The 13,398-nt window shown below is 67.0% G+C and carries 17 protein-coding genes and 1 pseudogene; 9 read left to right on the forward strand and 9 right to left on the reverse strand.

Annotated elements, in window-relative coordinates; all coding sequences use genetic code 11:
• Positions 1 to 57 precede the first annotated feature (57 nt).
• The gene (locus tag AC5RT3_RS12390; protein WP_494052540.1) at positions 58 to 657 is read left to right on the forward strand and encodes a hypothetical protein; all 600 of its coding nucleotides are present in this window, start codon (positions 58 to 60) and stop codon (positions 655 to 657) included.
• Positions 658 to 692: 35 nt separating this feature from the next.
• On the opposite strand, the gene AC5RT3_RS12395 is transcribed toward AC5RT3_RS12390, so the two are convergent.
• Both AC5RT3_RS12395 and AC5RT3_RS12400 read right to left on the reverse strand, forming a co-directional pair.
• Positions 693 to 1,277, reverse strand: coding sequence for a histidine phosphatase family protein (locus tag AC5RT3_RS12395; RefSeq protein ID WP_494052539.1), 585 nt, complete (start codon positions 1,275 to 1,277; stop codon positions 693 to 695).
• 68 nt (positions 1,278 to 1,345) lie between these two features.
• A complete protein-coding gene (locus AC5RT3_RS12400; protein WP_494052538.1) occupies positions 1,346 to 2,215 on the reverse strand; it encodes an HAD family hydrolase in 870 nt (289 codons plus the stop codon).
• Between the two features lie 246 nt (positions 2,216 to 2,461).
• On the opposite strand from AC5RT3_RS12400, the gene AC5RT3_RS12405 reads away from it, so the two are divergent.
• Entirely contained in the window at positions 2,462 to 3,520 is a 1,059-nt protein-coding gene (locus AC5RT3_RS12405) for a hypothetical protein (protein WP_494124312.1), read from the forward strand.
• Between the two features lie 13 nt (positions 3,521 to 3,533).
• Here AC5RT3_RS12405 and serS read toward each other — a convergent pair whose 3' ends face one another.
• Positions 3,534 to 4,814, reverse strand: coding sequence for a serine--tRNA ligase (gene serS, locus AC5RT3_RS12410; protein WP_494124321.1), 1,281 nt, complete (start codon positions 4,812 to 4,814; stop codon positions 3,534 to 3,536).
• A gap of 92 nt (positions 4,815 to 4,906) precedes the next feature.
• On the opposite strand from serS, the gene AC5RT3_RS12415 reads away from it, so the two are divergent.
• The gene (locus AC5RT3_RS12415) at positions 4,907 to 5,962 is read left to right on the forward strand and encodes a diacylglycerol/lipid kinase family protein (protein WP_494052536.1); all 1,056 of its coding nucleotides are present in this window, start codon (positions 4,907 to 4,909) and stop codon (positions 5,960 to 5,962) included.
• A gap of 89 nt (positions 5,963 to 6,051) precedes the next feature.
• On the opposite strand, the gene AC5RT3_RS12420 is transcribed toward AC5RT3_RS12415, so the two are convergent.
• From AC5RT3_RS12420 to AC5RT3_RS12430, 3 genes are all read right to left on the reverse strand, one after another.
• Positions 6,052 to 6,258 (reverse strand): hypothetical protein, encoded by a 207-nt coding sequence (locus tag AC5RT3_RS12420; RefSeq protein WP_494052535.1) that lies wholly within the window; start codon positions 6,256 to 6,258, stop codon positions 6,052 to 6,054.
• A gap of 91 nt (positions 6,259 to 6,349) precedes the next feature.
• Complete coding sequence (pheA, locus tag AC5RT3_RS12425; RefSeq protein WP_494124313.1) at positions 6,350 to 7,330, reverse strand: prephenate dehydratase; 981 nt, start codon at positions 7,328 to 7,330, stop codon at positions 6,350 to 6,352.
• Positions 7,330 to 7,656 (reverse strand): rhodanese-like domain-containing protein, encoded by a 327-nt coding sequence (locus AC5RT3_RS12430; RefSeq protein ID WP_407710365.1) that lies wholly within the window; start codon positions 7,654 to 7,656, stop codon positions 7,330 to 7,332. The genes pheA and AC5RT3_RS12430 overlap by 1 nt, the downstream gene beginning before the upstream one ends.
• A gap of 196 nt (positions 7,657 to 7,852) precedes the next feature.
• On the opposite strand from AC5RT3_RS12430, the gene AC5RT3_RS12435 reads away from it, so the two are divergent.
• The 5 genes from AC5RT3_RS12435 to AC5RT3_RS12455 all read left to right on the forward strand — a co-directional run bounded on the left by AC5RT3_RS12435 (position 7,853) and on the right by AC5RT3_RS12455 (position 10,902).
• Positions 7,853 to 9,259, forward strand: coding sequence for an amidase (locus tag AC5RT3_RS12435; protein WP_494124314.1), 1,407 nt, complete (start codon positions 7,853 to 7,855; stop codon positions 9,257 to 9,259).
• Between the two features lie 128 nt (positions 9,260 to 9,387).
• A complete protein-coding gene (locus AC5RT3_RS12440) occupies positions 9,388 to 9,615 on the forward strand; it encodes a hypothetical protein (RefSeq protein WP_494052532.1) in 228 nt (75 codons plus the stop codon).
• 100 nt (positions 9,616 to 9,715) lie between these two features.
• Positions 9,716 to 9,919 (forward strand): hypothetical protein, encoded by a 204-nt coding sequence (locus AC5RT3_RS12445; RefSeq protein ID WP_494124315.1) that lies wholly within the window; start codon positions 9,716 to 9,718, stop codon positions 9,917 to 9,919.
• Between the two features lie 110 nt (positions 9,920 to 10,029).
• Positions 10,030 to 10,389 carry a hypothetical protein gene (locus AC5RT3_RS12450; RefSeq protein ID WP_494052531.1) on the forward strand — a complete coding sequence of 120 codons (360 nt, stop codon included), beginning with the start codon at positions 10,030 to 10,032 and terminating at the stop codon, positions 10,387 to 10,389.
• A gap of 75 nt (positions 10,390 to 10,464) precedes the next feature.
• Positions 10,465 to 10,902 carry a lipopolysaccharide assembly protein LapA domain-containing protein gene (locus AC5RT3_RS12455; protein WP_494052530.1) on the forward strand — a complete coding sequence of 146 codons (438 nt, stop codon included), beginning with the start codon at positions 10,465 to 10,467 and terminating at the stop codon, positions 10,900 to 10,902.
• Between the two features lie 32 nt (positions 10,903 to 10,934).
• Here AC5RT3_RS12455 and AC5RT3_RS12460 read toward each other — a convergent pair whose 3' ends face one another.
• Both AC5RT3_RS12460 and AC5RT3_RS12465 read right to left on the reverse strand, forming a co-directional pair.
• Complete coding sequence (locus tag AC5RT3_RS12460) at positions 10,935 to 11,501, reverse strand: DUF4190 domain-containing protein (protein ID WP_494052529.1); 567 nt, start codon at positions 11,499 to 11,501, stop codon at positions 10,935 to 10,937.
• A 57-nt stretch (positions 11,502 to 11,558) separates the two neighbouring features.
• Positions 11,559 to 12,155, reverse strand: a complete 597-nt coding sequence (locus AC5RT3_RS12465; protein WP_494011909.1) for a LysE/ArgO family amino acid transporter — start codon at positions 12,153 to 12,155, stop codon at positions 11,559 to 11,561.
• A 69-nt stretch (positions 12,156 to 12,224) separates the two neighbouring features.
• Between AC5RT3_RS12465 and AC5RT3_RS12470 the strand changes: the two genes are divergently transcribed.
• Entirely contained in the window at positions 12,225 to 13,166 is a 942-nt protein-coding gene (locus AC5RT3_RS12470) for a LysR family transcriptional regulator ArgP (protein WP_494124316.1), read from the forward strand.
• On the opposite strand, the pseudogene AC5RT3_RS12475 reads toward AC5RT3_RS12470, so the two are convergent.
• Positions 13,126 to 13,398, reverse strand: a pseudogene (locus tag AC5RT3_RS12475) (hypothetical protein); the annotation flags it as partial. The gene AC5RT3_RS12470 and the pseudogene AC5RT3_RS12475 sit on opposite strands and share 41 nt — an antisense overlap.

A 13,398-nucleotide genomic window follows, 5' to 3' on the forward strand; every position in this document is an offset into this window, starting at 1 on the left:
GACCAGTCGTAACACGGAAGTTCCGGGCTTCCTACCACCGGGTAGTGTGTACCCAGAATGTTCACGCTGACTATAAATCAAACGGACAGCCGGCGCGATGGGGACCGGGTTCCGCAGCTCCTCAAGGACCTGCGGCATATTCCGGCGCGCCTGGACTTTGACCGCTCCGTGGAGGATGAAGTGCAGGGCATCGTCGAGTGCCCGCACCAGGCGGTGGATGCAGCACTGATCGCCCTGCGCAGCGGCTTATGGTACGTGGGAATCGGCGTGGGACCGGTGAGCGAGCCGCTGCCCAACCAGATCAAGGACGCCTCGGGACACGGCCTCGTCTATGCGCGCCGGGCGGTGGACCGGCTGCGCAGCAGCAAGGAGCGGGTTCCCGTGGCGGTAGAGGGGCCGTGGGCGGACGTGGCGCACGACGCCGAGGCGGTACTCCGGCTGCTCGGCCATATTGTTCGCGACAGGTCCGGCGCCGAGTGGCGGGTGCTCGACCTGCTCACGCCCGGCGTACGGGGCCAGCAGAAGGCCGTGGCGCAGGAGCTGGGAATCACCACCCAGGCCGTCAGCAAGGCGGTGGCACGGGCGCAGTGGAACGAGGAGCACGCAGCCCGGCCCGCGGCGGCCAGGCTGCTGGGACTGATCCTCGAGGTGCGCTGACCCGGCGAAGCCGCCGTCCGCCGTCGAACTTGTTTCTAGCTTGGGGTGGCCGCCAGCACAGGCTCGCCGTTGAAGTATTCAAGCTGCCAGCCCTCGATGGCGTGGTGGTGCGCCAGGTTGAGCACGGCGTTGTTGACGCTCGCCAGGGTCTGCCCGGTGGCGCGGCTCAGGGTGACGCGCAGCAGGGTGCCGTGCGTGACCACCAGGAGGCGCTGGCCGCGGAACTCTTCGGCGAGGGCTTCCAGCGCGGCCAGGCCGCGGGTTGCGGCCTCGTCCTCGCTCTCGGCGCCCTTGAAGCCGCCCGGAACGCGCAGGGCCTCAAGTTCGGGCCCTGCCTGCATGCCCTCGGCCGGGCCGAAGCTGCGCTCGGTCAGTTCCGGAACGCGCCGGGCCACGGCCAGGCCCAGGCCTTCGGCGATCAGGTCCGCCGTTTCCGCTGCACGGCTCAGCGGCGAGGAGACGATGGCGTCCCACTGGTAGGGGGCGAGGACGGCGACGGCGTCACGCGCCTGGCCGCGGCCGACGTCGTTCAGGGGGATGTCAGTGGCTCCCTGCAGCCGGCGTTCGGCGTTCCAGTCAGTCTGGCCGTGGCGGACGAGGGCGAACGTCGTAAGGGTCATGGTTCCTATTCTGCCTTGGCTGCAGGCCGGGACCGGAATCGCGGCAGTGGAGGGCGTCTTGGGGCGCCCTACAGGAGGCTGCGCAGCACGTGGGCGGCGCCGTCGTCGAACACGGACTTGGTGACCTCGTCTGCGACGGCGATGACCTCCTCGGGTGCCTGGCCCATGGCCACGCCCCTGCCGGCCCATGTAAGCATCTCGATGTCGTTCCGGCCGTCGCCAATGGCAACGGTGAGGTCCGGGTCGATGCCGAGCTGGAGACGGAGGTTCTCCAGGGCGCTGGCCTTGGTCACGCCGGCCGCGGCGATGTCCAGCCACGCCGTCCAGCCGACGGAGTACGTCACCCCGGCCAAGCCGATGTGCTCAATCGCCTCGTTGAACTCCTCCGGCGTGTTTTCCGTGCTGAAGACGACGACGCGCACTGCCGTGGCTTCGAGCATGGTGTGGAAATCCACGCCAACGGCTTCCACCCCGAAGCTGGCATCCTGGAACCGCTCGGTGGAGAGGAAGTTGCCGTCAGCATCCTCAAGCGCGTATTTGGCGGACGGAAGGCGTTCGCGGAGGGCGCGGAGCGCGGGGGCGGGGTCGAAGGTGGCCTTGTGGATGACCTCGTAGCCGTTCTCGAGGTCGGGGTGGAGGCGCAGGGTCACGCCGCCATTGCAGCAGACCGCGTACCCGTGCTCGATGCCAATCTTCTCGATGATGGGCAGGGCGGCGTTCAGGGACCGGCCGGTGGCAATCATCACCTCGTGTCCCACACCCACCACGGCCTGTGCCGCTTCCCGGACACCCGGCGACATGTGGCCGTCGTGGTCCACGAGCGTGCCGTCCACGTCCAGGGCCACCATGAGCTTCCGGCCGTTCTGGCCCTCAATGTTGTTCTGGTTGTCTCGCCGGTCATCGTTGCCGGCGACTGAGGCTTCAGTCAGCGTTGTCATCCATCTAGTAGAACAGACACCCCTGACACCCGGTAGGACGCGCGCCACAGGTTAGCTGAACACCGGGTAAATACTCACCGGTTTTTCCCCGTGTGAGTGTTCACCCCGCGCGCTCCCCAGCAGGTGGACATTTCCCCGCCGCATGTTCGGGGGAATAGCCCATGCAGCGGGGATTGTTGAGCTCGTTTTCCACATGCTGCCACTCCCGCATAGCTGCGAAGGTCCAACCCATCCCAGCATGGGGTCATGGAATTCGAACCCCCGGCCCTGATTCTCGCCAGCCGTCGTCGTGCCCTCACGGGAAGCAGCCGAGACCTTAGCCGTGGTTACAGCGCCGGCACCCTGATCAGGGTCAGGACGGGCGTCTATTTCGACAAGACCGCGTGGCTCGCCCTCAAACCGTGGCAGCGCTACACCACAACCGTGGCTGCTGTCGCCGCATGCGATCCGGCAACTACATTTTGCTACCTGACCGCCCTGCGCATCTGGCAGCTGCCAACCCCGGCAGTTCCTCCCCACATCCACGTCATCACAGCTTCACCACACAAGGCGGGCCGCTTTCCGCCCACCACAAGCGCCGCCAAGGACCTCAAGACGGGCCTGAGCGGCCTGGAGAATGTCCGCAGTTATGGCGTCAGCCGGCATTACTGGTCCGCGGACACGGCGCAGCACCTCGGGTACACGGTGACTTCATTGCTCCAAACCGTGTTGGACTGCATCATGCGGTTGGAGCTTCCGGAAGCTGTAGCTGTGGCCGATGCGGTGCTGGGAGCCCGCCGGCGGCAGGACGAGAGGCTGACCCGGCTAGAACTGGCTGAAGCGGCGGCGCGCCTGACCTCCGCAACCAAGCGACGCAGAGTGGAGCACGTGCTTGCTCTCGCCGATGAGGCCTCAGAGTCGGTTGGAGAATCACGGAGCAGAGTTCTCATGCACGTCGTTGGGCTGCCCGCGCCGGCTCTTCAGTGCAAATTCGCTGATGCCGACGGTTTCATTGCACGGACGGACTTTTTCTGGCGGGAGTTCGGGGTAATCGGTGAGTTCGACGGCGACGCCAAGTACCTCGACGACGGCCTGCTGGGTGGGCAGAGTGCGCGGGAAGCGATTCTGGCCGAGAAAAAGCGCGAGGACCGGCTCCGTGCCCTCGGCTACAAAGTTGTCCGGTGGGATTGGAAGACGTTGTCCGACCCGGACGGGCTGCGCCGCAAACTCACAGCGGCGGGGGTAGATCCGCAAAAGTCCCCGCCGCACGGTCTTCTCCCCCCCGACATGACAAGGGGAATGGACCACGAGACGGGGACTTCCTAGGAAACGCGGAGGCCTACAGGACCGGCAGCACCTCGAGGCCGCCCAGGTACTTCTGCATTGCCTTGGGGACGTTCACGGAGCCGTCCGCGTTCTGGTGGTGCTCCAGCAGCGCCACAATCCAGCGGGTGGTGGCCAGGGTGCCGTTGAGCGTGGCCACTGCCCGGGTGCCCTTGGTTACACCATCCGGATTTACCGCCCGCTCGCGGATGTTCAGGCGGCGCGCCTGGAACGTGGTGCAGTTGGAGGTAGAGGTCAGCTCGCGGTAGGCGCCCTGGGTGGGGACCCAGGCTTCGCAGTCGAACTTGCGGGCGGCGGAGGTGCCAAGGTCGCCGGCGGCGGTGTCAATGACCCGGTACGGCAGCTCGCACTTGGCCAGCATTTCCTCTTCCCATGCCAGCAGCCGCTGGTGTTCGGCGGCGGCTTCCTCCACCGTGGTGTAGATGAACATCTCCACCTTGTTGAACTGGTGCACGCGGATGATGCCCCGGGTGTCCTTGCCGTGGGACCCCGCCTCGCGCCGGTAGCAGGAACTCTGGCCGGCGTAGCGGATTGGGCCCGCCGAGAAGTCCAGGATCTCGTCGGCATGGTAGCCGGCCAGGGAAACCTCCGAGGTGCCCACCAGGTAAAGGTCGTCTTCGGCGAGGCGGTAGATCTCAGCGTCGTGCTTCACATCGAAGCCGGTGCCCTGCATGGTTTCGGGGCGCACCAGGGTGGGGGTGATCATCGGAATGAAGCCGTTCTCGATGGCCTGGTCCATGGCCATCTGAAGCAGCGCCATCTCCAGCCTGGCGCCCACGCCGCGGAGGAAGTAGAAGCGTGCGCCGGACACCTTGGCGCCGCGCTCCATGTCGATGGCACCGATCAGCTCGCCGATCTCCAGGTGGTCGCGCGGCTCAAAGTCGGGGAATTCGCGCGGCGTGCCGACGGTCTTGACCACCACGTAGTCGTCCTCGCCGCCCTCGGGAACGCCGTCCTCGATGAGGTTTGGGATGGTGCGCAGGAGTTCCTCCTGCTTGGTCTGCGCGGCATCGGCTTCGGCGGAGGCCGCCTTGACCGAATTAGCCAGTTCCTTGACCTCGGCCAGCAGGGCCTGCTTCTCCTCGCCCTTGGCCTGGGCCACCTTCTTGCCGAAGGCGTTCTGCTCGGCGCGCAGGTTTTCGAAGCGGATCAGCGCTGCCCGGCGGGCGGAATCCGCGGCGATGATCGCGTCCACCACCGATTCGTCCGCGCCGCGGGCGCGCTGGCTGGCACGGAACTTGTCCGGGTTTTCGCTGAGGTCTTTTACGTCGATCACCATCCAAGGGTATCCAAAAGAATGCACGACGTCGGGCGGTTACGGAGCGCGCCGGACCGGGCCACCTTCCGCCGGGCTACTGTTGAACCACCATGAGCGACTGGATTCTCTACCTACTGATCGGGGTGGCGCTTGCCTTCGCCATTTCCAGCTGGTGGGGCGTGCGCAAGCTCAAGGCCCTCCACGTGCGCAGCGTGATGGGTGAAGACGCGCACGAATCCGGGCTCACCCAGCAGCGGGTTGCCGTGATCCTGAACCCCATCAAGACGCGGGCCGACGAGGCGATCTACGCCATTCGGCGCGCCTGCCTCAGCGCGGGCTGGGAGGAGCCGGCCTTTTTCGAGACCACCGTGGACGATCCCGGCTATTCCCAGACGCGGGCCGCCCTGGCGGCCAAGCCCGACGTCGTCCTGGTGGGCGGCGGGGACGGCACGGTCCGGGTAGTGGCCGAGTCCCTGGCGCATACCGGCGTGGCGATGGGCATCGTTCCGCTCGGAACGGGAAACCTGCTGGCACGCAACGTGGAGCTGGACATCAATGATCTGCAGGGCAACGTCCAGACTGCGCTTTTCGGCCGGCAACGCTTCATCGACACGGCCCGGATGGGAATCGTCAATTCCCGCACCGGGCACTCCTCCGAGCACGTCTTCCTGGTCATCGCCGGCCTCGGCATGGACGCCGAGGTCCTTGCCGACACGAATGACGGGCTGAAAAAAGCCGTGGGCTGGCTGGCCTACACGGAGGCCGGGATGCGGCACCTTCCCGGCCGGCGGAAGAAGGTCTCCATTTCGCTGGACGGCGGCCCGGAACAGGTCCGGAACATCCGCAGCGTGCTCTTTGCCAACTGCGGCCTGGTGCCGGGCGGCATCGATTTCATCCCGCAGGCCATGATTGACGACGGCATGCTGGACGTGGTGGTGATGAGCCCGCGCAGTGCCCTCGGCTGGCTGCTGATGTATATGAAGATCATGTTCAAGCACAGCGGAAAGCTACCGATCATGACGGTCTACCGCTCCGGACGGGTGGTCATCGATTGCCCCGAGCCCATGCCCACCCAGCTCGACGGTGACACGTCGGGTGAGGCCACGCGGCTCACCGTGCAGGTGGATCCACGGTCGCTGCTGATCAGGGTCAAAGGCCAAATATAGGACGACGGCGGCAGGGCCGTTCGGGTGCCTGGGCGACGGATACGTTTTGTGTTGGATTGTCCAGATGGCGGAAACGGCTGGCTTCAGCCCTAGTCGCTTGAGTCCCTCGCGGCTTCGGCGGCGGCCTTTGCTGCGGCACGCGCTTCGGACTGCTCGCGGATCATGGCCTGTTCCTCTTCGAAGCGCAGGCGGTCAGCACGGTCTGCATCGTCACCGTCCCAGTCCTGGTTATCGGCGGTGGGCCGGGGATTGACGATCATTCCCTGGCCATCGTTTTCGGTGCTGCTGGTAGTCATGACCCGCTCCCTTCATTAGGGGCCATCCCTGTGGATCAAGTAAGCATACGCACTGTCCACAGCCCCGGGAAGTACCCGGAACGCCAATTGCCTACGCTGTGGGCGAAGCGGCGGAAGCGTTTTCCGCCGCGTCTGACAACGGCTCAAGGAGGGACCCCACCCATGCCTGCGCCGCAGCGAACGCGGCATCGGAGGTGTGGGCTTCCTCTGCGGTTTCCTGCCCGTCGGCCCGCGGATAGGAGCCGAGGAACCGGGTATTGGGGCTGATCCGGTGCAGGCCGGCGAGGGCATCCGCAACCCGGGCGTCACCAACGTGGCCGTCGGCGTCGATGCTGAAGAAGTAGTGCCCCAGGTACTGCCCGGTGGGGCGGGACTCAATCCTGCTGAGGTTCACGCCGCGGCTCGCGAACTGGTCCAGGATCTCCATCAGGGCACCCGGGCGGTCTTCGGGAAGGGGAACAACCACAGTGGTTTTGTCAGCACCCGTCCGGTCCGGGAGCAGGCCGGGCCGGCTGACCAGCACGAAGCGGGTCACGGCCCCCGGGTTGTCCCCGATGTTCTCGGCCAGCACGGACAGCCCCCGCCGTTCCCTGGCCACGAGTGGCGCGCAGATCGCGGCGTCGTAATGGCACTCTTCGGCCAGCAGGCCCATTGCTGCAGCAGCGGTTGAGGATCCGGGCACGTATTCCGCTGCCGGAAGGTGCCTGTCCATCCACAGCCGGCACTGTGCCCACGCATGTCCGTGGGTAGATACACGCCGCACGTCCTCCAGCCGGACACCGGGCCGGGCCACCAGGACGAAGCTGATGGGCACCAGGACCTCCCTGATGATCCGCAGTTCGGTGCCGCCGGCGATGGCGTCCAAGGTGGCCGTCACGCCCCCTTCCACCGAGTTCTCGATGGGAACCATGGCGGCGCCGGCGGATCCTTCGCGGACCAGGTCCAGCGCAGCGTTAACGCTCGACGCCGGGATCCGGGTGGCCGCCGCGGCATCCGGAACCTGCAACAGGGCGGCCTCGGTGAAGGTTCCCTCGGGACCGAGGAAGGCGTAGGTGGCGGCTGATGCGGGCATCAGAGGACGATCGGCTTGAGCCCGTTGTCCGATACCAGGGGTTTTCCGAGCTCCAGCCACTGGTCCATGCCGCCGGCCACGTTGATGGCGGTGTAGCCCTGGCCGGTGAGCCATTGGGCCACCCGGAACGAGCGGCCTCCTGTGCGGCAGATGATGTAGAGGTCCTCGTCCGGGTCGAGTTCGTCGAGCCGGGCGGGGATCTGGTCCATGGGGATGTGGACAGCCCCCTCGGCGTGCCCAGCCACCCATTCATAGTCCTCCCGGACATCCAGCACCACGGCGCCGTCGGGGATGTCGTGGACGGGAACGGTATCGAAATCACTCATGGCAAGTCCTGTCGTGGCGGATCGGAGTCAGCTTAAAGCCTAGTGCTTTGGCCGCCGCCGGGCCCGGTGGACCGGGCAAGTTACTCTTCTAGGGAATCCAAAGGAGGACGCGTGCCCGCAGACCAGCCCAACATCACGGCCGGCTCCACAGCCTTCGGGACCGGCACCACCAACCAGCGAACCGGGCCCAGGCACGGTGGCTGAGCTCCACGAACTGTCCGCCGTCGAATTGCGCCACAGCCTGCAAAGTGGAGACGTTCCGGCAGCAGACGTTGCCGCCCATTTCCTGGCACGGATAGAACAGCGCAACCCCCTGCTGGGTGCCTTCATCACCGTCACGGCGGAGCGGGCAATGGCGGAAGCGCGTGCCGCGGATGCCCGGCGTTCCGGCGCGGCACGGGAGGAACTGCCCGTCCTGCATGGCATGCCGCTGGCCTTCAAGGACCTCACCGATGTTGCGGGCGTCGTCACCACCCACGGAAGCGCCGCCCTGGAGCACAAGCCCGCGCCGGCGGACGCGCCCCTGGTGGCGCTGATGAAGGAATCCGGCGTGGTGTGCCTGGGAAAGACGCAGGTTCCCGAGTTCGGACTGACGGCCTACAGCGAAAACCGGATCGCGCCGCCGTCGCGCAATCCCCACGCTCCCAGCAGGAGCTCCGGCGGGTCCTCGGGCGGCAGCGCCGCCGCCGTGGCGGCAGGCTTGCTCCCCTTCGCTCCGGCGACCGACGGCGGTGGTTCCGTCCGCATCCCTGCGGCCGCCTGTGGACTGGTGGGACTGAAAGCGGGCAGGGGCCTGGTGCCCGCCGGGCAAAGCCAGGGTGATCCTGCACGGCTGGTGGTGCCAGGGCCCCTCGCCAGAAGCGCCGCGGACGCAGCGCTGTTGCTGGATGCCATGGTGCCCGGCGGCGGGTATCTGCAGGCGATCGGGCAGGAGCCGCCACGGCTGCGGATCGGCGTCACCCTGGATAGCCCCTGGTCCGGCACGTACCCGTTCACGCCGGAGCGGGAAGCATTGGACGCGCTTGAGGCCGGGGAAAAGCTCCTGGCCCACGCCGGACATGTTGTTGCCGACGCCGCCGTCCGATATGACAACCGCTACCCGGAGGCCTTCACCACCGCCTGGACCGCAGGAGTGGGCACGGCCCGGATCAGCCCGCAGCGCGAAGCCCTGCTGGCCCCGCTGACACACACCTTCCGCCGCCGGGCCCAGCAGCGCAGCCCGGCCAAGCTTGCCGAAGCACTCGCGTTCCTGCGGAAGTTCCAGCAGGACACGATCACGCAGTACGCGCAGTGGGACCTGATGCTGATGCCGGCGTTGGCCCAGACCCCGCGTCCCGTGGGCTGGTTCACCGGGACGGCACATGGCGGTGACCGCTGGCCTGCCGCCCAGTGGCCGGGGGACGCCGACGGCGACTACCGGCGCCAGTGTGAATTCGCACCCTGGTCGTCAATGGTCAATGTATGCGGGCTGCCGGCCATTACCGTCCCGGTGCATTGGACGGGCGCGGCCCCCGGCCAGGGCCTTCCAATGGGGATCCAGCTGGTGGGCCCTCAGGGTTCCGAGCTGCTGCTCCTGCAGGTGGCGCGCCAGCTGGGCTTCTAGCCATCGGGTTGTTGACCTGCACCTAACGCAGCTTTAACCATTCCGTTACCCGGCAGGTACAGACTCATAAGGGCGTCAAACCTTTTGCGTCCTCCACCTGGCCAATGCTCGACGAGGAGTTGCCCGCAATGAACGCTGAACACCCCGCCCCCGCCACCGGCACAGCCGACTCCTTCGGAAACTCCCGGCCGGACATGAGCAATGCCACGGTCCGGGAAGACCTTGCCATGACGGGCCGCTGCGCCCTGGTGCATCTTCCGACCGGCAGGACCTGCCTCCTGCCGCTCCGCCATCAGGGGCCGTGCGAATTCCACGGCCCGCAGGAGGCCGAGTCGGTGGCCGGCGCTTCCTCCTGACAGTCCGCGTTTTATAGACGGCGAATGTTCCCGGCAGCGTATCGACTCCCCCGCCTATCAGGAGGACGATTAAAGGGCAGTCACTATAAGGAGGTCTGTGATGTGCTACGGATACAACAAGGACTTCGGGTGGGAACACAACAAGGAAACCAACCGCCGGCCTGAAGCCAAGCAGGACACTCCGGCGGAAACCCCGGAGCCGCGGATCAAGGCGCAGGACTACACGTTCTGGGCTTTCCCGAACTGGCGCAGGACGCCGACTCCCCGCACCCCCTCCGCTGAACGGAGCAGGGAACGGGTGTGACGCGCCGCTGACCACAGAAGGGCCTCCGCCGGAGGCCCTTCTGTGGTGGAAGGCGCTCCTTTAGCCGGCACGCGCGCAAGAGACTGGCCGGTACACAGGAGAATGGACGCATGCAGGGACAGTTCGTGCACGCGGCAGCCCTCCGAATTGGCCCCGACGCCGATCCCGCGGGGCCGGGGGCAGCAGTCACCGAGGCTTTGTGCGGAAGCTGGGAGCACCCTCCACCCTGCCCGCTCGCAGCCCACCACACGTCAGCCGAGCGGGACGCTGACAGGTTGATGCTGCGGACCATCTTCGCAGCGGACACTGGCCAGGAAGGCGAAGTCCGCCGTCGGATTGAAGCGGCACTCACCCGCGGATCCATGGCCGGCCCGGACGGAAGACTCTCCCGGTGGACCCTGGTGGGAGCTGGACCAGGCGAACTGACGGCGGCGGAACGCGAGCACGCTGAGCGCATCGCCGGAACGTAGCGGTGTTGTGCCGGCAGAAACCCTCCGGCTAAGGTGTCATGGTAAGCATGCTTATGATTACGGAAGGGGACGGTAATGAGTGCTGGACAGTACACACCGGGGACCGGAGACCAGCCCGAGCCGGGGCCCGACGGGAATTACCAGGCTGAACGCGCCGGCGGGACCGCAGCGCCAAACCAGGGGCAGACAGGCCCGGCGCCCACCAGTCCTGCGCCCTCTGGCCCTGCACCCTCGCAGCCCGCGGCGGCAGAACCGCGGGTGACGCGCGCCGGCGTCGTCTGGGCGGCCGTGGTGGCGGCGCTGGTCCTGCTGATCCTGCTCATCATCTTCATCCTCCAGAACCAGGACCTGGTGCTGGTCCGGTTCCTTGGCTTCGAAGGTACCCTCCCGCTGGGCATGGCATTGTTTATCGCCAGCGTTACCGGCGGGGTCCTGGTGGCCGCTGCCGGCGGCGCCCGCATCCTTCAGCTCCGCGCCAACGCCCGCCGCGCAAGGACCGCCCAGCGAAGGTAGACGGCGCAGCCAACCTCCAGTAAACCCGGGATTTAGTAGGTATACGATCCACTGGAGCCGGCGTAGGCAAGCCCGATGATGAGCAGCAGCCAGAACGCACCGTAGCCAAGCAGGCACAGGTAGCCCAGGACCAGCCCCGTGATGGACATGCCCCTGCCGGACGGCTCTCGCTTGAGCGCCATGTGCCCGGTCACGATCGCCGCAATCTGCGGGAGCAGCAGCCACCCCATGATCACGGACGCGATGCCGCACACCATGCTGGCGATGCTCAGCGTCTTGGGCTCGGCAGGCACGCCGTAATAGGAAGGCTGCCCGTAGGGGCTTGCCGGCTGGGAGTAAGGTGCAGCTCCCGGCGCATACTGGCCCCCGCCGTACTGGCTTCCGCCGTATTGTCCGCCGTACTGGTTGCCCTGGGCGTACGGCCCCTGGCCGTAGGCCGGCTGGGACGGCGCGTCGGAGCCGTAAGGCGGCACGAAGCGGGGCGGCTCGTAGCCGGATGGGGTTTCCGCGTCCGACGGCGGCACGCCGGGCTGGGAGGCCGGGTTCTGCGAGGAGTGGGGCCACCGGGAATCGGGGCGCTGGGAAGGCTGGTCAGTCATGGTTTTCCCCCTGGGATTTTGGTTCCAGCCTATCGCCTGCCCGGCTTCCCGGAACCGTCACTGCAGGACGAGTTTCACCGCCAGGGCAAGCATGACGATACCGATCACCACGTCCACCGCCCGCCAAGTCCGGGGGCTGCCCAGGACACCCGCGAGCGCGCGGGCGCCGTAGCCCAGCGCCGAGAACCACAGGACACTGCCCGCTACTGCCCCGCCGGCATAGACCCACCGCAGGTCCGGTCCCTGCTGGTTTGCAAGGCTGCCCACCAGCACCACGGTGTCGAGGTACACGTGAGGGTTCAGGAAGGTCAGCGCCACCGCTGTGGCCACCACGGATCCCTTTGACCGTGGCGGCTCCTCGTGGAGGCCGGAGGGCTTCAATGCAGCGGCAAAGGAGCGGAACGCGAACCACACCAAGTACGCGGCGCCGCCCCAGCGCAGCACCTCCAGCGCTTCGGGGAACCGCCTGACCAGGGCGCCGATCCCGGCAGTGCCGCCAAGGATGAGGGCGGCGTCGCCCGCCATGCACACGGCCACCACGGCGCCGATGTGTTCCCGGCGGATGCCCTGGCGCAGGACGAAGGCGTTCTGGGCGCCGATCGCTACGATCAGCGCCAAGCCGGTCAGCATCCCGCTGATTCCTGTCGTCCACATGTGTCGACGGTACGGACATTCCCAGATGAAGACAAACAATAGATTTTTAGTGACCATTAGAATTACTTCATGAACTTCGAACACTTGCGCGCCCTCACCGCTGTCATCGACGAAGGCACCTTCGAAGCTGCGGCAGACCTCCTGCGGCTCACCCCGTCGGCCGTCAGCCAGCGCATCAAAGCGCTGGAGGCCTCGACAGGCCAGGTGCTGGTGCGCCGCCGGGTGCCCTGCACTGCCACCGACGCCGGGATGGTGCTGCTTCGGATGGCGCGCCAGGTGCAGGTCCTGGAAGCAGAGGCTTCGGCAGCCCTCGGCAACGGCGTTGCTACCCGCGCCCAACTGCCGGTCGCCGTCAACGCGGACTCGCTGGCCACCTGGTTCGTTCCGGTCCTGCACGAGGCCGCTGGCTGGCAGGACACCACGCTCGACCTGCACGTCGAAGACCAGGGGTTCAGCAGCCAGCTCCTGCGCCAGGGTGATGTCATGGGCGCCGTAACCTCCGATCCCGTCCCGGTCAACGGCTGCCGGGTGGAGCTGCTGGGCCACATGCGGTACATCCCCGTGGCCGCCGCCGGACTGCACCAACAGCTTGCCGGCTCCAACGGTGTGGACTGGGCAAACATTCCGGTGCTGAAGTTCAATGCCAAGGACAACCTCCAGCGCCAGCTGCTGGCGGCCAAGGGCGTGGAACACCCGCCGCCGACGCACACCGTCCCTTCGTCCGAGGGCTTTCTCGCCGCCATTAAGGCCGGGCTGGGCTGGGGCATGATTCCCGAACTGCAGCTCGGCAGTGAGCTGGCCGAGGGGTCACTTGTCCTGCTTGAAGAGGACGCCCACGAGGACGTACCCCTCTACTGGCAGTCCTGGACGCTCGACTCGGCGAGGTTGCACCGGATCACCGCGACCATCCGGGACGCCGGCCGCCACCGGCTGCTCCCCGCCGCGGCGGAGGGCGGGAAGGGCAACCCACCTAGCGGGTCCAGTACGGCAGGACGTACACGGCGAAGATAACGAAAGCAGCCAGGAGCGCCAGTTTCCCGGCACTTGTTCCGCCGTGCGGATGTGCCCTGGTGTTGCGGCCGGGCCGGGCAGTCCCCGCCTGGCCGCCGCCGGGAAGACCGCGCCCGGCCGGGTGCCGTGCGATGCTGCCGCTGCACGCCACGGGAAGCCCACTGTTCGGCAGCCTCGGCGTGGGCCAGAACTTCATGGTCCAGGCCGGTTCGGTCGTTGGCAAGAAGGACGG

This window comes from Arthrobacter sp. Y3221159 (genome assembly GCF_059089885.1).